Annotated in this window: 15 protein-coding genes; 8 read left to right on the top strand and 7 right to left on the bottom strand. The window is 44.5% G+C overall.

Features of this window, described 5'->3' with window-relative positions; genetic code table 11:
* Positions 1 to 200: 200 nt before the first annotated feature.
* Entirely contained in the window at positions 201 to 1,520 is a 1,320-nt protein-coding gene (locus tag dnm_RS14805; RefSeq protein ID WP_207683402.1) for a transposase, read from the top strand.
* A gap of 240 nt (positions 1,521 to 1,760) precedes the next feature.
* Positions 1,761 to 2,951: an ISAs1 family transposase gene (locus tag dnm_RS14800; protein WP_207683401.1), complete on the top strand. Its 1,191-nt coding sequence runs from the start codon at positions 1,761 to 1,763 to the stop codon at positions 2,949 to 2,951.
* Positions 2,952 to 3,461: 510 nt separating this feature from the next.
* Here dnm_RS14800 and fusA read toward each other — a convergent pair.
* Complete coding sequence (fusA, locus tag dnm_RS14795) at positions 3,462 to 5,534, bottom strand: elongation factor G (protein ID WP_207683400.1); 2,073 nt, start codon at positions 5,532 to 5,534, stop codon at positions 3,462 to 3,464.
* 453 nt (positions 5,535 to 5,987) lie between these two features.
* On the opposite strand from fusA, the gene dnm_RS14790 reads away from it, so the two are divergent.
* The 6 genes from dnm_RS14790 (at position 5,988) to dnm_RS14765 (ending at position 14,464) form a co-directional block, all read left to right on the top strand.
* The gene (locus dnm_RS14790) at positions 5,988 to 7,514 is read left to right on the top strand and encodes a transposase family protein (RefSeq protein ID WP_207678904.1); all 1,527 of its coding nucleotides are present in this window, start codon (positions 5,988 to 5,990) and stop codon (positions 7,512 to 7,514) included.
* Positions 7,515 to 8,908: 1,394 nt separating this feature from the next.
* Entirely contained in the window at positions 8,909 to 9,733 is an 825-nt protein-coding gene (locus tag dnm_RS14785) for a tetratricopeptide repeat protein (RefSeq protein WP_207683399.1), read from the top strand.
* Positions 9,734 to 9,744: 11 nt separating this feature from the next.
* Positions 9,745 to 10,149 (top strand): hypothetical protein, encoded by a 405-nt coding sequence (locus tag dnm_RS14780; protein ID WP_207683398.1) that lies wholly within the window; start codon positions 9,745 to 9,747, stop codon positions 10,147 to 10,149.
* Positions 10,150 to 10,383: 234 nt separating this feature from the next.
* A complete protein-coding gene (locus dnm_RS14775) occupies positions 10,384 to 11,187 on the top strand; it encodes a Smr/MutS family protein (protein WP_207683397.1) in 804 nt (267 codons plus the stop codon).
* 619 nt (positions 11,188 to 11,806) lie between these two features.
* Positions 11,807 to 12,847, top strand: a complete 1,041-nt coding sequence (locus tag dnm_RS14770; protein WP_207683396.1) for an MBL fold metallo-hydrolase — start codon at positions 11,807 to 11,809, stop codon at positions 12,845 to 12,847.
* Between the two features lie 825 nt (positions 12,848 to 13,672).
* Positions 13,673 to 14,464 (top strand): tetratricopeptide repeat protein, encoded by a 792-nt coding sequence (locus dnm_RS14765; RefSeq protein ID WP_207683395.1) that lies wholly within the window; start codon positions 13,673 to 13,675, stop codon positions 14,462 to 14,464.
* A 168-nt stretch (positions 14,465 to 14,632) separates the two neighbouring features.
* On the opposite strand, the gene dnm_RS14760 is transcribed toward dnm_RS14765, so the two are convergent.
* The 6 genes from dnm_RS14760 to nadA form a co-directional block, all read right to left on the bottom strand.
* Complete coding sequence (locus dnm_RS14760; RefSeq protein ID WP_207683394.1) at positions 14,633 to 15,001, bottom strand: hypothetical protein; 369 nt, start codon at positions 14,999 to 15,001, stop codon at positions 14,633 to 14,635.
* 202 nt (positions 15,002 to 15,203) lie between these two features.
* Positions 15,204 to 15,617, bottom strand: a complete 414-nt coding sequence (gene rsfS / locus dnm_RS14755; protein ID WP_207683393.1) for a ribosome silencing factor — start codon at positions 15,615 to 15,617, stop codon at positions 15,204 to 15,206.
* On the bottom strand, positions 15,614 to 16,333 hold the full coding sequence (gene nadD / locus dnm_RS14750) for a nicotinate-nucleotide adenylyltransferase (protein WP_207683392.1): 720 nt from the start codon (positions 16,331 to 16,333) through the stop codon (positions 15,614 to 15,616). Before nadD ends, rsfS begins: the two co-directional genes overlap by 4 nt.
* A gap of 33 nt (positions 16,334 to 16,366) precedes the next feature.
* A complete protein-coding gene (locus dnm_RS14745) occupies positions 16,367 to 17,623 on the bottom strand; it encodes a glutamate-5-semialdehyde dehydrogenase (RefSeq protein ID WP_207683391.1) in 1,257 nt (418 codons plus the stop codon).
* A gap of 282 nt (positions 17,624 to 17,905) precedes the next feature.
* A complete protein-coding gene (gene nadB / locus dnm_RS14740; protein ID WP_207683390.1) occupies positions 17,906 to 19,477 on the bottom strand; it encodes an L-aspartate oxidase in 1,572 nt (523 codons plus the stop codon).
* 13 nt (positions 19,478 to 19,490) lie between these two features.
* Complete coding sequence (gene nadA / locus dnm_RS14735) at positions 19,491 to 20,510, bottom strand: quinolinate synthase NadA (RefSeq protein WP_207683389.1); 1,020 nt, start codon at positions 20,508 to 20,510, stop codon at positions 19,491 to 19,493.
* Positions 20,511 to 20,572: the final 62 nt, after the last annotated feature.

Below are 20,572 nucleotides of genomic sequence, written 5' to 3'. Positions count from 1 at the left end.
CCCGAACCGCAGGCAAAAACAGATTAGCACAGATTTCGCAGTAAAAAAATCTGTGCAACCCCCTTACTTAGTATCTGCTGAATTTCTATTATCTGTTGCCTTTCCATATTGTTATATGGTACTTTTGAATTTTTGATCTGAGAGGCTCTGAGACCCTCAGCCGTAATTTCTGACAAAATTGTAAATAAGGAGGCAATGAAATGATCAGAGAAAAATTTGAAGAGGCATTTTCCCCGGAACGGATTAAAAAAAACATCACAGAACCGGCTCATGAACTTATTGTTTTGCGGAAAATAATTCCGTGGGAAAAAATAATTGACAGTCTGACACCTTTTTATGACAGAACGGCGGGGGCTGTGGGGAAATCTCTCCGAACCATGACCGCCCTCCTGACAGTTTCCCGGCTCCGCGGACTGAGTGACCGTGAGGCTGTGAGACAGGTGAAAGAAAATCGGTATATTCAGTATTTCTGTAATGTTCCGGACGAAGGTCTGCAAACTTTTCTTCATCCGTCCTCGCTCAGTGTTTTCAGAAAACGTCTGGGTGAGGAAGGCGCCGCACTCATTGAGAATGAAATTTTTGAAATGCTCCTTCGTGCCGGCGTCATCCGGGGAGATGAGGCGCTGATCGATTCGACTGTTTTGGAAAGTGACATAATTTATCCGAATGATGTTCAGCTGATTTACAAAGCTTTTAAAAAACTGAGAGCTTTCTGCCGGTTGCACAACATTTCCTTCTGGTGGGATGACACTCTTCTGAAAAAACTGTGGCGGGAATTCGGCCTGGATAAAAAAGGAAACCGGGCGACATGGCTGATCAGATTTGACGAACTGTTTGTTCCCGCATTGAAAATTTTTCAGGAAAAGATCAGATATCTGAAAACTTCGGACAGGCGGAGAAACAAAGCCTGTAATCTTCTTAATCTCCTGAACCTCCTTGAAGAACAGACAGCACAGAAGCTCAGAGGCGAGCGGCATATAAAAGATAGGATCGTCTCCCTTGATGATCCCGACGCCCGGCCGATTAAAAAAGGAAAGAGTCATCCGAAATGCGAGTTCGGGACCACGGTGCAAATGACTTTCAGCCGGGCCGGTTTTATGATCACCGCCGAGAATTTCATCGGAAATCCGGGGGATAAGACCCTTTACGGTGACACCCTCGGACTCTTCATAAGCCGGACGGGGGAGTGTCCCGGCACAGTTGTCACTGACCTCGGATACCGCAGTCAGGCCAATATCGGGAACACGCCTCCGGAGGTTGCTCACGTTTTTATGGGACGCGGCACCGACGTGGCCGAAGACAGACGTGACTTCTGCCGCAGTGCGCGCTCCGCCACGGAAGGGTTCATTGCTGTTGCCAAGAATATCAGGGGCTTCGGCAAAAGTCCTTATCACGGACTGAAAGGGCATAGGATATGGTCCGTGCTGTGTCAGACGGCTTACAATCTTAAAAAGTTTCTTCAGATGTGGTTTGCTGACAAAATAGAAGAAGAAAGTATGAAAGAACTCGGACTGGCCTGATTTTAAAAGACTTTTCGAAGCTTCGATTTTATTCCGAGCCGGAATCCCATATTCCGAAGAGAGGAGAGGTCTGCCCGGAAAAAGGTATTTTACATAGTTTTTTTCCAAAAATTTTGTAAAAATCATTAAAAACCTCTTAAATTCGAAAAATCGGAGTCCCCTGCCGGAGGTATGGCAAGGTATGGATTAATCTGTTGAAAGAAAAATTCAGCAGATACTTATTAAAGAGAGGAGAAAATCATGTGTGTTCCGATCTGTAAAATCATGAAAAATGAAAGTCCTGCCGGTGATCCCTCGCGGATATTTTCGTTTCTTACTGTGCTCAGTTCCGTGATCACAGACCCTCGTGACAATCGCGGCAAGCGTCACAGTCTGATATTTGTAATCATCGTGGTCGCCCTGGCAGTCATGGCAGGCCGTTCGAAAGTTTCAAGTATCCAAAGATATATTGAAAATAAGATCGGATGGCTGCGTGAAATAACCGGAATGTCCGATGCGAAACCGGTGTCACGCGCCCACCTTCCCCGTCTGCTGTCCCTCATAAACTGGCAGGAACTCAGTGAGACAACAGAAATTTTTTTCGGAGTCCGTATACAATGTGACACAAACGGCGAATGGGTCGCGGTTGACGGCAAAACACTCCGCGGCACCGCCGATCCGGACAGCGGGCAAAGCGAACGCATATTCGCAGGAGTGACCCATACGACACGGACAATTCTCGGTCAGACGGCTATGTCCGGCCCGGGAGACGACGAAATTACAACGGCACGTCAGTTCCTGAAAGAAACGGGACTTGAAAAAGGGAAGGTCACGGCGGACGCTCTTCATTGCAATCCCGAAACAACATCGCAGATTAATTCTGCGGGCGGCACATATGTCACACAGGTTAAGGACAACCAGCCGAAACTGAGACAGCGGTGCGAAACGCTGGCGGAAGAGGGTGAGTCCCTGGGAATTCAGGCGAGTACGGACGAAGGTCACGGACGGATCGAAATCCGGTTCGCCGAATTCTTTGATATGGAAAATGTGCCTGTGGCAGAACGTTGGAATGACAGCGGGATCAGGACTCTGATCGTGGCAACCCGGATGACCTGTAATATTTCCGGGAACGGCTGCACGGAGGAAATCTCCTATTATATAACCAATGAAAAAATCGGAAAATCGCAGGATGAACTGCAATATGAGTTTCTGACGGCGATCCGGGGGCACTGGGGCGTTGAATCTGACAACTGGATAAGGGATGTCACTTTTCAGGAGGACAAAGTGAGAGCGAAAGACAAAAATCAGGCTCAGGTCATGGGCATTCTCCGCACCCTGGCGATGAAAATATTTCGCGCAGTCGGTATTTCCAATTTTCAGGCCGCAATCGAAAAATTCACTGACTGTACGGATAAATTCGAAAATATGCTTCGCAGAATAAATTTTATATGAAGAAGATGAGAAAATCATATAAGTAATTTTTTAACTATCTGAAATTTAGCTCTATATTTTTATGAGAAAGCCGTGCCCCCCTCCCCCGGCTTGAAAAACTGCCTGCGGGATGCCACGCGCCCCGGCGTTTTTTTTCCGGCATGTCATACCCTCATGCGTTAAAACTTTCGAAAGTTTTAACCCCGGCACTTTTCTTTGAATTTGTAATTCTCCGAATTTGTTTTGTTTCGTCATGTTTTTCGGAAAGCGCATGATCATAAAAATTGCATAAGTCACCATTTTCTTACAGGTCATTTTTTAACCTGATTTTCCCATAAGACATAGAACTGACAAGGCTTTATGAGGTTTCGACAGTAGCTTTCCGGGTCTCAGGTTTTGGCATAATCCGTTAGTCCCTAAATCCGGAGTGCAAAAAACCGCTTCGCTCTATTTTTGCACTCCGGAAAAAATTTCGATCTGCTGAAAGTCTGAGTGGTTGGTATTATCCAAGCACTCAGACATTTAAAATACTTATTCCTTACTCTTAAGTTCCTCTATAATCTTCTCGGCTATCTGGGCAGGAACCTCGTCATAATGTGAAAACTCCATGAAGAACATGCCTCGGCCGCCTGTCATTGATCTGAGATCCGGGGCATACGTCAGGAATTCTGACATGGGCACATTTGCGTTAATGACCTGGTTTTTACCTTTGTTATCCATTCCTAAGACCCTGCCGCGCTTTCCGTTCAGATCCCCCATGATATCCCCCATGTAATCATCCGGAGTGATAATGGTAATCTTCATGATGGGCTCCAGCAATACGGGCTGGGCCTCTTCCGATGCTTTCTTAAAGGCAAGAGAGCCGGCAACTTTAAACGCCATCTCAGAAGAATCCACAGCATGAAAGGAACCATAATCCAGCGTCACTTTGAAGTCAATACAGGGAAACCCGGCAAGCACACCTTTGGCAGAAGCCTCAATAATACCTTTTTCCACAGCAGGGATGTATTGCCTTGGAATAACGCCTCCCACGATAGCATCAACAAACTCAAACCCGCTGCCCTTGGGCAAAGGTTCCATCTGAATCCAGCAATCTCCATACTGTCCGTGGCCCCCGGACTGTTTCTTATGCTTTCCCTGAACCCTGACTTTCTTTTTGATGGTCTCCTTATAAGGCACTTTGGGCGTGTTCAGCTCGACTTCAACATTATACTTCCTTTTAAGCTTTTCCACAGTGGCTTCAATATGGACCTGTCCCATTCCCAACAACAGAATTTGCTTTGTTTCAGCGTTCCGCTCCATTTTCAGAGCTGTATCCTCTTCAAGAAGCTTGGCAATGGAAGAAAACAGTTTATCCTCATCCCCTTTGGATTTCGGCGTGATCGCAAAAGAAATAATATTGGGAAGCGGTTCTGCACATTGATATTTTATTTTGGCATTATCAGCGCAAAGGGTATCCCCTGTAGTCGTTTCCTTAAGTTTGGCCACGGCCACAATATCTCCGGGGCCTGCTTCTTTTATCGGCTTTTGTTCTTTGCCGGCAATTCTTAACAACTGGGTAAAGCGTTCCTTTGTATCTTTGGTGGTATTATAAAAAGTCCCGTCTCCCCCCAACTGTCCTGAAACAATTTTGAACAATGTAAGACGTCCAGCGTAGGGGTCGGCCACAGTCTTAAACACAAACCCGGAAAAGGGCGCGTCCGGGTCAGGCGAACGTTCAATTTCATTTTCACTGTCAGGCTCCGTACCGGTTTTCGGCCCCCGGTCAAGAGGGGAGGGCATACTGCTTGTGATAAAATCCATGAGAAGGTCAACCCCCACATTGTTTGTGGCAGAACCGCAAAGAACCGGTGTAAATATTCGGGATACGATACCTTTTCTTAAAACCGCCATGATTTCTTCATCAGACACGGTTTCTCCTTCAAGATATCTTTCAAGCAGTTCATCATCAGCCTCTGCGATATTTTCTATCAGTGATTCTCTTTCGCTCTCTGCTGTTTCCTGCATATCAGAAGGGATATCTCCGACTGTGGCGTTGCCATCTGCGTCATAAGTATATGCCTTCATACTGATCAGATCAACAACACCTTTGAAATCAGCCTCAGTTCCGATGGGGAGTTGAAAAATAATCGGCTTTGGTTCCTCAAAACATCCTTTTGCATCCTCAAATGTGCGGGAGAAATCCGCCCGTTCCCTGTCAAGTTTGTTGATGAAGATCATACAGGGTAAATTGAATTCCGTTGCAAAATCCCATGCCTGTTCAGTCTGAACCTTTACGCCATCCACGGCATCAATGATGACAACAACGCCGTCGGCAGCCTGCATACACGTTTTGGTATCTGAAAAAAAATTCTGATCACCAGGAGTGTCGATAAGATTTACGGTATGTTTTTTCCAATTATACTGATGGAATCCGCTGCTGATGCTAATCTGACGCTTGAGTTCTTCCGGCTCGAAGTCCATTACAGTGTTACCATCTTCCACACGTCCCACCCGGTTGGTAACTCCTGCCTTGAAAAGCATAACCTCTGCCAGTGACGTCTTTCCGGCATCTCCATGGGAAACAAGGGCAATGTTTCTTAATTTTTCCATCATCTCACTCATAAGTACTCCTCTCTGCATTGGGATTTTTTAAAATTTTACAAGATCAAGCTGAACTGTAAAATAACTGCTTCTATCTGTTTAAGGGAAAAAAATCAAGTGCAAAATCCGGGTCGTGTTCCGGTTCTGAGTATAAGCATCTTAACTATCTGAATCAATTTGATAAATATGAGTTTATATCCGGATTCAGGACACTGCTGATTTTTACAAATAAGCGCATCAGTCCGGCATCCGGGTTCCCGGATGCCTGCACATTTTTGATGATTTCTTTTCTCCGGTAGCGGATGATTTGTCAGTTCTGAAGCATGAAATTTAATTCGTTGATACACAAAGCTTTAATTAAAACCTTAATTTTTTTTGTCGCGCTGTTTTTTGGGGAAGACAAAATTTATTTTTTGTATTATATTGGCATGTATATTGCATCAGATATTTATATTGCATCAGAAAGGAAAAATCATGCCTGAAAAACAGACAGCATCCGGCCGTCCTGACACCGCTGAACTGACAAATCAGAGAGCGGAGAAAAAAAAGGTTGAAAAGCAACTGCGCGAGCATCAGAAAACAGAAGGTCTGAAACCTGCATCCCGGGACTCCCTTCCGAACTGCAAATGTGCCTGTAAGACAGTGGCGGAAGAAAAAGCGGAACGTGAAGAGGCGCTTACAGAGCAAATGAAAATTATAAAAGCTCATCTTCCGGTCCTTCTGAAACGCCTGAGGAAGATTCAGGACCCGAGAAATCCGAAAAAGTGCAAACATAAGATGACGGTCATTCTGATTTACGGAATACTTACCTTTGTATTCCAGATGAGTTCCCGGCGTGAGGCAAATCGGGAGATGACCCGTCCGATGTTTATGGAAAATCTTCGGCTGTATTTTCCTGAACTTGCTGATCTGCCGCATAATGACACACTGATGCGTCTTCTTTCCGCAATTGAAGTTGCCGAGATTGAAGAAGCTTATATTGAACTGGTCCGCCGGTTTGTCAGGAATAAAAAGTTCCGTCGTTATCTGATCGGCAATTGTTATCCTGTGGCTGTTGACGGGACACAGAAGTTTGTAAGAAGTGAGATATGGAGTGAGGAATGTCTGGAACGCAAGATCGGGAAAAGTGAGCGGAGGCAGTATTATGTCTATGTGCTGGAAGCCTGCCTTGCATTTCATAACGGAATGACAATTCCCCTTATGAGTGAATTTCTGAGTTATCCGGAAGGAGATACGGATAACAACAAACAGGACTGTGAGCTGAAGGCTTTTCACAGACTGATGAGGCGTCTGAAAAAGAAATTTCCCCGTCTTCCGGTAATATTGCTGCTTGACGGTCTTTATGCCAACGGCCCTGTGGCGGAGTTGTGCGCAGAGAACAAATGGCAGTTCATGATTGTCCTGAAAGACAATTGTCTGCGCAGTGTGTGGGAGGAATTCAACTCGCTCAGAGGACTTGAGAAAGGCAACAGGGCAAACAGGAAATGGGGGAATCGTAAACAGCATTTTGAATGGGTGAACGGACTGGAATACCGGTACGGAGAGAAATACAGGCGCAAAATTGTGATCCATGTTGTCGTATGTGAGGAGACATGGGAAAAGGTTAATAAAAATGCGGAGACTGAGATCATGACCTCCCGTCATGCCTGGATTTCCAGCGAACCGCTTAACTACGGCAATGTTCACGAACGCTGTAATATGGGAGCACGTCACCGATGGGGTATTGAAACCGGCATACTTGTTGAAAAACGTCACGGGTATAATTATGAACACTGTTTTTCTTACAACTGGAGTGCCATGAAAGGATATCATTATCTGATGAAAACCGGTCATCTGTTCACCATTCTTGCCCAGTATTCCGAATGCCTTATAAAAACAGTTAAAAATCATGGCCTGAAAGGTTTTATCAGATTTATTCGTGAAACAGTTTCCGGCCCGTGGCCGGATGAGGAAACAGTGTTCAGGCGACTGAACAAAAACTTTCAGCTTCGTCTGGCTTAGTCCTGCATCGAAAATATATAAAGACGTGACATCTGAGGGAGAGGTGTGTGCATATATAACATTTTTTTGCTGTATAGTCATCATTAAAAATCTCTGAAAGTAATTCAGTATATGAATTTATTATCACGAGCAAATTTTATTGTTTTTTGCTCCCAAATAACTGCTGAATAAAAACTCATGCTTCAGCACTGATGATTTGTCAACAAGCTTGCTTATGCAAAGATTTTATGATAAATTATCGAGATATACAAAGGAAAGTAACGGCTATCATAAGACATTATCGGAAATAAGCGGCCAGACAATCCGGAGTGTCAAACTTGCAGTTTGGCAAAACACCTATACTGGAATATTGCCAAACTGCAAGTTTGGCAATCCGGATGTCCGGTTTTGACCGATGTTTTTTATTTCCGATAAAGTCTATAAAATTCCGGATATACGTCCGTAAATAAGATATATCCAAAAAATAAAATGCCTGAGATGCCTTATCCGCCCTGTATTTTCCCAAATCAGATAAGTACCTGAGCAAAAAATTTTTCTGATTATAACGGATTTAGGGGAGGGCCGACCAGGCCCTGTAAGGGCGGCATATTTGCGGGTGTGCCCCGGCTTTTACACAGGAACAGATTTTATGTGTAAAAGGCGGGACGCATCCGTTTTTTTGCCACGAAGGCACGAAGGCGCAAAGTCTCACAAAGTCTCACAAAGTCTCTTTGTGCCTCCTTTGTGTCTTTGTGGCTGATTTTTTTGGATAAAAGGCGGGACACATCCGTTTTTTTGCCACGAAGGCACGAAGGCGCGAAGTCTCACGAAGTCTCTTTGTGCCTCCTTTGTGTCTTTGTGCCTTTGTGGCTGATTTTTTCGGATGTGTGAAAGGCGGGACACACCCATATTTGCAGCATTGGCCGGCCTCCCCTGAATCCGTTATAATCAGAAATTTTTATATATCTTTTTTTTCTGTGGTCAGCAGAGAAACGCGGGGTTTTACGTCATGGACGGCGGGTCATTCTGGGAAAAAATCCGGGCCCGCAGATTGAAAAATTTTCGGGCCGTAACAGGGCGGACACGACGGACAGGGGAAAAACCCGGCTTTTTCCGGCCGGAGAGACACTTCGTCCGGAAAAAAGCCGGGTTCTTCGTTTTCCCGCACACAGCCCGGAAACTTTTCGATCTGCCGAGGATTTGTTTTTCGATCAGATATCGAAAGCTTATGGTTAGGTATGTATATAAGGGAACTCGAAATAAATAATATAGCCTGCATTTCTTGCCAGTCCTGCAAAAATAATGATAAATGAAATTCCAATGTCCCGATATTCCGGGGACGGAACAGGATTCATCACTGCCTTTGCAGGATTGCCGCACAGAATTCATAAAACGTATGATCAGAGGTGAATAAAATGAGAAAAATTGTTATTTTGACACTGTGTTTTCTATCTGTCATTTGTCTGCTGGTTACCGGAGGCTGTCATTCAAGAAATGACAAAACCCCGGATGAACAGCGCACTGAAGAAAAACCAGATCCGAAAGCGTGGTTTGACAAGGGGAACGTATGGGCTGAAAAAGGGGACTATGATCAGGCAATATCAGCTTATAATAAGGTGACAGAGATAGATCCGCTATACACAAGCGCATATTATTTCAGAGGCCATGTATGGGAAGAAAAAGGCAAACTTGACAAAGCCATCAAAGATTACAGTAAAGTCCTGGAACTCAATCCCGAACTCGAAAAAGCCTATCATGACCGAGGCACTGCCTGGGGTAAGAAAGGTGAGTATGAGAAAGCCATTAGCGATTTCAATAAAGCCCTGGAACTTAATCCGAATGATGGCACAATTTATGATACCCGGGGAAATGCCTGGCAAATGAAAAAAGAGTATGGCAAAGCCATTAATGATTATGTTAAGGCATTGGAACTTAATCCGAAACTTTTTGTGCCATATAATAATCTGGCCTGGCTCCTGGCAACTTGTTCGGATCCTGCGTATCGGAGCGGTGACAAGGCTGTCACACTGGCGGAAAAAGCAGTGGAACTTAACCACGATGTTTTTACTTTGGACACGTTGGCCGCGGCCCATGCCGAGGCAGGCAATTTTGACGACGCGGTTGCAACTATGGAAAAAATTATTAAATTATTAAATGACAGGGGAGATACAAGTCATTTGAAAATATACGAAGATCACTTGAAATCTTACAGAAACCATAAGCCGTGGCGGATAAAATAGGAGGTATTTTCATGCCAGTAATCAGTTCTGAATACTGGGAAAACTTTATCGCGGTCCTGCTGGGGTTCAGCGTGCTTTCTCTTATTATTGAGCGGGCGCTGTATCAGATTTTTGATTCAAAGGTGTGGGGTTTTGTTGAGAAACGTCTGGACAAACAGGTCGGGGAAGATTTTTTGGACATCAAGCCATGGATAGCAAGCCTGCTGTCCATCGCCATTGTTTTTAAACTGGACCTTGATATTATCGCCATGATTTTTAACATGAGGGAACCTTCTTTTATATCCATGGTTGTCACTGGTTTGTTCATCGCAGGCGGCAGCACAGGCATTTTTAAATTTTTTAAGCGGGCAAGAAAGCTGAAACAAGCAATATATGAGCAAAAAGTCAGGGATAACACTTTTGTAAGCGATGACTGAGTATTTGCCAAACTGTAAATTTGCCGCTCCTTTACTTCATCCGCCAGGGACTTATTTGCCAAACTGTAAATTTGTCGATCCTTTACTTCATCCGCCAGGGACTTATTTGCCAAACTGTAAATTCGTCGCTCCTTTACTTCATCCGCCAGGGACTTATTTGCCAAACTGCAAGTTTGGCACTCCTTTTTAGTATCTGCCGGATATTTATTTGAAACTTTTGAGGAGAAAAAAATAATGTTCGATAACTTCCTTAAATTTTCTAGCGGTTTTCTCCGCAAATTCTTTGGCTTCTTTATCCGTAAAAAACATGAGCCTGTTGTTACGGAAAAAATCGAAGAAAAAATATCATATGAACAAGATGTATCCCATGACATTGATACAGCTCCTGTTTCGGAGCAAGAAATTCCTGTCCGGGAGGAGATACAGGAAATATCGGAGGAAGAGACTGCGCCTCCCCTGATAAAGCAGGAAAAAAGAAAGAGAACAAAAAAAAGAAAAACTAAAAAAATTCCTCCGCCCAAAACTAATAAACATGGAATTCCTATACTGACAAAAGGCGATAACCTGGTTGAATTATTTGTCTGTGAAAAATCTGAAGAGAAACTTGATGATGATTTTAGTGAAATTGTTCAAAACTCATTCTCCGAAGAGAATGTTCAGGCCATGTTGCAGGAGAAATCAGAAAACCTGTTCCCGAAAAAAGAATTAACAATCAGTGAAAAAATAAAAATGTACCCCCTTCCCGAAGATGAAATTGATTTGCACGGCTATACGGCTAAAGAAGCAGAGAAAAAAACCGAATCTTTCATAGAAACTGCCCGTTGGAAGGGAATTCTTACACTGCGTATTATTGTTGGCAAAGGATTACATTCCCGGGGTAAGGCCGTGCTGCGTGATGTGGTGGAGAATAAAATTTCAGAATTAAAGAAAAAAAATTTAGTTCTGACCTTTAAATGGGAAAAACGTGGAAAACTTAAAAGCGGATCTGTGATTGTATATCTTACGGAATCTCGTATCAATACTTCGGACAGTTTTTGAAAATCAGGGATGATAAAAAAACTGACTTATTGAAATTGAACGGTTTTAATTTTTGAAATAAAAATCGTTATATAAAATAAAAAAAACAATATGTTATAAAAATATCCGAAGTATTGTCATATACAGATTCAAAAAAATGAGGGGGCATTATTGTTTTGACGCACAGACAGTTTTTTGTTATGTGCTTTCAGCGCAGTCATACAATCATTTTTTGACTATTCGGGCGAAATTCCAAAAAGAGGAAATTTATACCCCTTGAATACTATTTCCGCCCCATTGACTTGTTTCACTGTTCTGTGAAATATTCTATGGGGAGGAAGTCTGTGAGAGTATAACCCAAGACGTTGGAAATTTTCTATCTTGCTGTAAAAAGAGACCCGTATTATCGCCGGTGCAATCTCTCTGTGACTGCCCCGGCGTCTCAGTATGTGTCCGGTGTTTGTTTAGGAATGCGTATGGAAATTGCCTCGACAGATTATTTCTGTCCGGGTTATACTGCGTCCGTACCTGGCCCAAAGGACGACTTGTGACCTGAAATATCAATCGGACCAGGACAAGGTCAGGCATGTGGCATAAGTCAGCAGATGGGAATGTAAGCCATGATGAAAGGGGAAGAAATATGAAAATAACAGCAGTAGGCGTCAATTCTGCATTTGGAACAGGAGAGTATGAGAATGTCATCTCTGCAAAACAGGCATGTGAAATTGCTTTTAAAATAGCGAATTCACCGGAATTCGAGGGGGCCTCCAAAAAAGTAATTGAATCTGTGATAAACAAACTGAGCCAATGTCGCTATAAGCCGAAATGGCAGTCCAATTTCCTGATTGAATTTGATATGCCAAGCAAAAGAGGCGAAGGCCCGTATCGTCTGCTTGTTGATGTCGGAGGGGATATAAGACATGCTTTAAAGGGCCTGGGGCTGAGCTCCACCGACATAGACGGTGTTTATATTTCCCATCCGCACAATGATCATATCGGCGGAATGGAATACCTGGGGCTTACGACACTTTTTAATCCTTTTTATACACCTGCCAAAAAAAAATGGCTGGGTGACGAATTTATTGCTGACAAATTATTTCTCGAACAGGAATGGTGGTCAGGTCCTCCTGCCAATGCCAAACCGGATATTTTTATTCACAGAAAAGTGCTTGAGCCTTTGAAAAGATCGGTGGGGCCGGGTTTGGACACGGTGCAGGGGGTGCCGAATGTATCGCTTGAAACGTATTTTGACATCCATCTGATCGGCAAACAGGAAGACGGACAGACAAAAACCTGGGTGTTTCAGGATGATGACGGTGAGTGGACCATGACACCCATATTCGCGATGCATGTTATCTCCAGTTCCGAGGAAATGGCGAGTTATGGAATCAGTCTGCAACATTCCAGCGGCTACAATGTTCTCATGCCCACAGATACTCAGCATATGATGCAGCAACAATTGGAACTGCACTACAGACGGGCAAACAGAATTTATATGGATTGTGAAACAAGTGAAAACCGATCCGGAGTGCATCCGCATATATCTGATCTGATCAACCATCTGGATCCGGATATCCAAAAAAAATGCCTGCTTTATCATTATGACGCATATCCGAAAGTTCCGAGTGGCATGTTTTATGGCGTTTTAAAAGCCGGAGATTCGCATATTTATCCGGAATAAATCATTTGTGGGATATTCCGGAGTTATGTATGCCTGAAAACGTGAGAGCCGTCCCCGGATGACGGCTCCGCCATTTAATAATTATTTTCAGTAATCTGAGGTTGGCAGTTTAAAAAAAATATAGGCCATCGTAAATCTGATAGGGAGGGGAAAACTCCGGCTGAACTGCTGAAAGGGGAAAAACATCCTCATTGGCTTGAAATGATAGTTTTTTCGGCACTTCCATTTCAAAAAGCCTGATTTTAATTCTGCTGTACTGAAATACTTGCTACGATACATTTTTATCCTTTTTTAAGGGCTAATATACCTGTGTCTGCGTGTTACCCGAAAACAGCTTTTTTTGAACCACGCCAAAAATTTTGATGAAGTGTTTTGACTAAGCAAAGCGTCTGATTGATTATATAAAAACATAAAAATGAGTTAAGCACATAACCCGCCAGCGAAGCGGACATGAAAAAGCTTTGTTTCAGTCCGCTTTTTCATGTCGGTTATTTCAAGGTTATATTTTTTCCGTGGAAGCAGACCGCTCATGAATGCGGAACAAATAAACGGCTCCGGTTCCCGCGGAACGCGGAACCATTCGTATAGACGGTCATGATTTGCCAGTCACAACGAATGATGAAAATTTTATAGTTTTTCCTGATACTTAACACCTAACACCTGACACTTTCATATAAACGGTCATGATTTGTCAGTCACAACGAATGATGAAAATTTTACAGTTTTTCCTGACACTTAACACCTAACACCTAACACCTGACACTTATAACACCTAACACTTAACACCTGACACTTTTTCATATAAAAGAAATGATTGTTTTTGCTATGATGAATCTGAAACATACCCTTTTTAAAAATATAGCGGCTTTTTTTAAGAAATCCGGTTTGTGGTGTTTTATAATCTTTATTCTTTTTGTGAGCAGCACGCAGGCAACTGAAATGCCCCGGATGTTTCTTGAAGGTATCCAATATTACAAAGCAGATGATTTTCCCCGGGCCATTTCCGCGTTTTTAAAAATTGCCGAAACCGGAGTCAGGAACAGCAAACTTTTTTATAATCTCGGAAATGCTTATTTGAAAAATGGTGATCTGGGAAATGCCATGTTATGGTATGAACGCGCATTAAAACTCACGCCGGATGACCCTGATCTGAAGTTTAACTATGAACATGCGCTTTCTCAGATAAAAGATGCAAGGGAGGAAAAAGAGATTTCCATCTTTCGGATTTTGTTTTTCTGGAAGCATATTTTCAGCGTGAAGACCGTTCAGGGAACAGCAATTACTTTAAATGTGATTTTTTGGCTGATTGTGATCTTACAGATCATACTGAAAAAAAAAATACTCAGAACGTCGGTTTATCTGATTTTTATTTTTGCTATTATATTCACAGCAACAGCGTTTTATAATTATTACGAGGCTGCATATATCAGACACGGGATTATTCTTCCGTCCCAAGTGTCGGTGCGGTCCGGTCTGACGGACGAGTCCACAGAGCTTTTTGTCCTTCACGCGGGAACAAAAGTGAAAATTGAGAAAGAAAACAAAGCATTTTTCAGAATATATTTTTCAGAGGGGAAAATCGGATGGATCAGACAATCCCAGGCAGGTGTCATTTGACAGGCAGTGTCCCATATCTGATTTTATATATAAGAAGCACATTTATCAACAGCTTTCCTCTGAGTCAGCCTCTTGTTTATCGCTGACCGCCTAATTCCCGCCGCTGTCAGACCTGGCTTGCCATTAAGAACTCCTGAGAGTCTTTCTCCCACCCATCGCTCAGGTTTTTCAAACTCCGCAAAAAAAAGCGTGACCTGCCTCCCACAGATATTCAGGCGTATGGATGAAATCACAGACTATGATTATTCTCACACCATGCTTTTTGGCTTCGGCGGCCAGATATCTTATCTGCTTTCTGTCTCTGTCAGCAAGTCCCGCCCATTCCTTTTTCCTCTCAGGGTCCTTCTTCTCCGCCTCGTCAGACATTTCACTTACAATTGTTTCAAAAGAATGCTTCGCACCTGCCCGGACTCTCTTTCCAAAAGGCTTCGGACGTTTTCCTTCCGTTTCGTTTTTTATGCCGGACAGTTCCCCGATAATATGTTCCGGAAGCCGCGTAAAACGGTCACTCAGATAAACCGGAGCCGCGGCGGCCATTCTTTCGGAATTCTTTTTTTATCCGGAAGACAGTCTGCGTTTCATACCGCTTTTATTGGTTTCAGCACGTTTTCCCGTATCCTTTCTGGTGGTATCGGCCGAGACAGGTAAGAGAAGAATGGTAAGGAGAAATTAAGTATTCGTCGGAAGGCACGTCACCGACGTGCCTCCCTTTTTTCCATATTTTTTCGACTTGGCGGTTTCATATTATTTCCACTTCATAATCTTCTTCCTCATCAAAATCATCTTCTTCCACATAATCCTCAAGACTTTCAGTTTTTATCCGTTTTGCATCAGTCCATAATCCCTCAAGATCATAGAAATGGCGAACAGATTCGTAGAAAACATGGATAATCACATGGCCGTAATCAAGCAGCACCCAATGCCCCTCTTTCTCGCCCTCCACACTGAGAGGCTTTTTTCCGCTTTTCTTCAGTTCCCGCTGAATAAATTCCGCAATTGCCGTGACCTGACGGTTTGAACGTCCGCTGCACAGGATAAACACATCTGCAATGGATGTAAGTTCATGAACATCAAGCACCACAACCCCGGACGCTTTTTTTCCCAGCGCCGCTTTTACATAAAGATCAAGCGACGGATCAACTTCATAACTCATAAAAAAAATCCTTTTGTTTGAATAAATTTTTCCACCTTTTCAGGTGTCAGAAATCGAATGGATTTCCTCTGTTTTACTAATTTGCGAATTTTTGTTGCTGAAATATCCAGCAGCGTCGCATCAAAAATATAAACCGGCTGTTTTTCAGCATGAACATAACATCTCCGCGAATCAGAAAACTGATACCCGTCAGAGATTCTGGATTTCAGAAACGTTTCCACAAGCTTCCACCGTTTACGGAGATATGTCGGCGAAGCATCCGCTCCCCCGGGCCTCGCCATCACGATAAAAGGAATCCGCAGGAAAAGTTCCTTGTAAGATTTCCAGATATCCATTTCAAGAAACGCGTCAAGCCCGATAATAAAAAAAGGCCGGGCATCTTCGGGCAAAACAGATTTAAAATAGCGAACCGTATCAATGGTATAAGAAGGGCCTGAACGCTTGAGTTCAACATCGGAAACCATAAAATCCGGACAATCTGAAACCGCAAGACGAATCATCTCAAGCCGATTTTCAGCGTCAACAATACCCTCCGGCGACTTATGCGGCGGAATGGCCGACGGAATCAGACAAATCTTATCCAGCCCGAAACCGTCCTTCACTTCCTGAGCCGCCCGAAGATGCCCCAGATGAATGGGATTAAATGTCCCGCCAAACAGCCCTAGTGATTTGAAACTTGAAACTTGAAACTTGAAACTTGAAGCTTGATTCGTCAATTTTTAAACCTGAAATTCGAGAATTATCAATTATCAATTCCTAACCTGTCCGTCGCCAAACACCACAAATTTGGTGGTGGTCAGTTCTTCCAAGCCCATGGGGCCGAATGCGTGAAGTTTGGAGGTGCTGATGCCGATTTCCGCTCCCAAACCTAATTCTCCGCCGTCGTTAAACCGGGTTGAGGCATTCACAAGAACAACAGAGGAGTCTGCTTCACGGAGAAATCGCCGCGCCCTTTCATAATCCGAAGTGACAATGGATTCCGTATGGCTGGAACCGTATTTTGCGATATGACCAAGGGCATCATCCATATCCTGTACGACTTTTACCGCCAGAATAAGGTCCACGTATTCAGCAGGCCAGTCCGCTTCCTCCGCTGTTTTTATGTCCGGCAGGATACGGCAGGTTTCAGGACATCCCCTGAGTTCCACGTCTGCTTCTGAAAACTGTTTTGCTATTTCCGGTAAGAATTTCTCTGCCTCGGATTTATGAACAAGCATGGTCTCCATTGCATTACAGACCCCGGGCCGCTGTACTTTTGAATTGTAACAGATTTCTTTTGCCATTTCAAGGTCAGCCCCTTCATCAACATACACATGACACACGCCCTTGTAATGTTTCAGCACCGGTATTTTTGAATTCTCCACCACAAAACGGATCAGGCCCTCACCGCCCCGGGGAATGATCAGATCAACATATTCCTCCTGACTCAGAAGAACATTCACAGCTTCCCGGTCTCTCACGGACACCACCTGAACAGCTTTCTCCGGAAGCCCGGTTTCACGAAGCGCGTCACTCACGATACCTGCAAGGGCCTGGTTGGAATTCAATGCTTCGGACCCCCCGCGAAGAATTACGGCGTTTCCTGCCTTAAAACAGAGTCCCGCTGCATCTATGGTGACGTTGGGGCGGGATTCGTAAATGATGCCGATAACTCCGAGAGGGATTCGCATACGGGAGACTTCCAGGCTGTTGGGTCTTTTCCATGTTTTGCTCATGGCTCCCACGGGGTCTTCCAACTGCGCCACTTCCCTAAGTCCGTCTGCCATGGATTTGATGGTTGCGTCTTTTACGGTAAGGCGGTCAATCATGGCATTGGAGAGGCTCTTCTCTTTTGCAAAGATAATATCTTTTTCATTCTCCGCTTTGATGTGAGACGCGTTCGCTTCAATTTTGTCTGCTAGTCTGAGAAGGACTTCGTTTTTTTTGGCCGAAGAACATCGTGCCATTTCTATGGATGCGGCGCTTGCTGCTTTTGCCATTTCTGTGATTGCTGATTCGACAGACATTTTAGTTATGCTCCTAACGATTTATTTTTAATACTTTTTAAAATTCAAAAGGTCTTTAATAAGGAGTGCAAAAATTTTATTTTTGCACGCGGACGAAGTAAAGCGTGAGTCTTGTTTGAAAAGTAGCAAAATTTTGATTTTTTTATATAATAACGATTAATGACTTTCGCCGATCTGAAAGGGTCGGAGGAAAGCCACAGTCACTCAAGCTTCGCTTCGCTCGCTTTGCAAAAATAAAATTTTTGCACTCCTGAAGTGTTGGTCAGTCGTGCCGGTATTTCCTTATTTCCGATAATGACATCCCATGCTTCTCTTGTTTTCCCATGCTGCGGATGTCACAATTATAGCGGTACGAACTGCGTTGCGTACTCCGATCAGGCTGTCGGTGAGACGGATGACTCGATAGAATCGCTCTGTTTCAATTTCCAGATTACGGAGTTCCCGCATGGCCCGCTTGAGACGGACCGAAGTTCTCACCAAGCCCACATAATTCCACATGATATGTTTGACATAACTCATATCCTGGCTGATGAGCGCCGGGTCAGGCATTTCCATACCGTCATTATCATACCAGAGGGGAATATCCGCTGCCCGGGGAGCAGACTGATCCGGAAGTGTATGCAAAATGCGCCGGGCAGATATGCTTCCCCATACCAGCCCTTCTAACAGCGATGTGCTTGCCAGCCGGTTGGCTCCGTGAAGGCCCGTGCATGCCACTTCTCCGACCGAGTAAAGATGGCGAATAGTGGTCTCCCCCCATTGGTCAACCCATACGCCGCCGCAGGAATAATGCGAGGCAGGCACGACCGGGACAAGATCACGGGTGATGTCAATGCCGTAGCCCAGGCATGTTTCATGGATATTGGGGAAATGCTCCCTGATCCGCGGGGTGGGAATATAAGACCGGAGATCCAGATAAACATTTGAAATATCATTTTTTAACATTTCCTCATGAATGCAGCGTGCGACAATATCCCGAGGGGCAAGGTCTTTCCACTCCGCATTGTAATTCTGCATAAAAGGTTCTCCGTTGGCATGAACCAGCCGGGCACCCTCTCCGCGCACTGCTTCGGAAATAAGAAACCTCGGAGCCTGTGTCTGATAAAAAGTGGTGGGATGGAACTGGATGAATTCGGTGTTAATCACCCGCGCCCCGGCCCGATAAGCCATGGCAATGCCGTCCCCCCTGGCACCACGAGGGTTTGTACTCCGTAAAAATATTTTCCCCAGCCCCCCGGTAGCCAGAATCGTATTTTTCGCCAGACAGCGGATCACGCGTCCTTCTGTCCGATTCAGAACATAAGCGCCCACGCAGGAACGCGGTTCATAGATAGACAGACGGTTTAAAGAATGATGCGAGGGAGTCAGCAAATCAATCGCGGTATGAGCGGTCAGCAGCGTAATTTTGGGATGGGCAACCAATGCTCTCATCAGTGCGATCTCGATGGCCCTGCCCGTAATATCTGTGGCATGAACAATACGGGGAATGGAATGTCCTCCTTCCCGCACCAGGGACAATTCACCGTCAGCAGTGCAGTCAAATTCCACCCCGACCCGGTCCAGTAAGATTTTTTTTAGTAATTCCGGGCCTTGTTCCGAGAGAATATCAACTGCCCTGGGGTTGCAATGTCCGGCTCCTGCCCGGGTGATATCCTCGGCCAGTGACGCTTTTGAGTCATTAATCCCTTTGTAGATAATTCCTCCCTGCGCGTAGTAGGTGTTGGACTTTTTGGGATCCTTTGCCCGGGTCACAACGGTCACAGATATGCCTGCGTCAGCCAGTTCAAGGGCGGCTGTGCATCCGGCGATGCCGCACCCGATGATTAATACATCTGTTTCAATTAATTCTGTCATTTTCTTAATATCCTTATCCAATAGCCAGCATACGTTCCACAGACCGGACGGCTCTGACACGGATATCTTCCGGAACTTCAATGACATACTGATTGTATTTCAAAGCATCGAGGGTATTTTCCAGCGTAATCCGTTCCATATGCGGACAGCGAATTCTGCACATACGAACGATTTCCTTGTCCGGGTTCGCGGCCGCGACATTATCAGCCATGGCACACTCCGTCAAGAGTAAATACCGGGGCTTTGATGTCTCTTCAACAAATTTAATCATGGCAGATGTGCTTCCCGCGAAATCAGAGGCTTCGATGACATCAGGAGGACATTCAGGATGCGCCAGGATCACCACATCCGGAAACTGCTTTCTGACATTTGCCATGTCTTCGGTGGTGAATCTTTCATGCACTTCGCACCGGGCATGCCAGCCGATCATCTGATAATCTGATTCTGTTTTTTGTGAGGAGGGAAAAATGATATGTTTGCCGGTCTCCCGGGCCACATTTCTCGCCAAATATTCATCAGGGAGAAATATCACAGTATCGTTTTCCAGAGATTTCACCACTGCGGAAGCATTGCCTGATGTGCAGCATAAATCACACTCGGCTTTCACATCCGCATAAGTGTTCACATAGGTGACAACCGGAACCCCCGGGAACTGCTTTTTCAAAGCTTTTACATCCTCGGCTGTGATGCCGGTCGCGAGGGAGCAGCCTGCTTTTTCCGCGGGAACCAGAACGGTTTTCTCAGGGCTGAGGATTTTGGCTGTCTCTGCCATGAATTCCACTCCGCAGAAGACAATGATATCTTTGTCCGTCTGAGCAGCTTTTCGGCTGAGTTCCAGGGAATCGCCGGTATAGTCACACACAGAGCAAAACAGGGCAGCGTCCATGTAGTTATGCCCGAGAATAACAGCATTTTTCTCCTGTTTGAGTTTGTTGATTTCAAAAGCCAGTTCGGCTTTGTGTCTCAGTTCGGCATCCGCCACAATGCCGCTGAGAAGCGTTTTCATTTTGAGGTAAATTTCTTCATGAGTCATATTTTCACCAAATGTGTTTTTAAGTACCTGGCCATAAGTTTTTAATATCTGCCCGGAGAAGA

It is taken from the genome of Desulfonema magnum, from assembly GCF_017377395.1.
In the GTDB taxonomy this organism is placed as follows: domain Bacteria; phylum Desulfobacterota; class Desulfobacteria; order Desulfobacterales; family 4be13; genus Desulfonema_C; species Desulfonema_C magnum.
The sequence above is the reverse complement of the archived record's forward strand: the minus strand, read 5'-3'. Positions and strand labels throughout refer to the sequence as shown.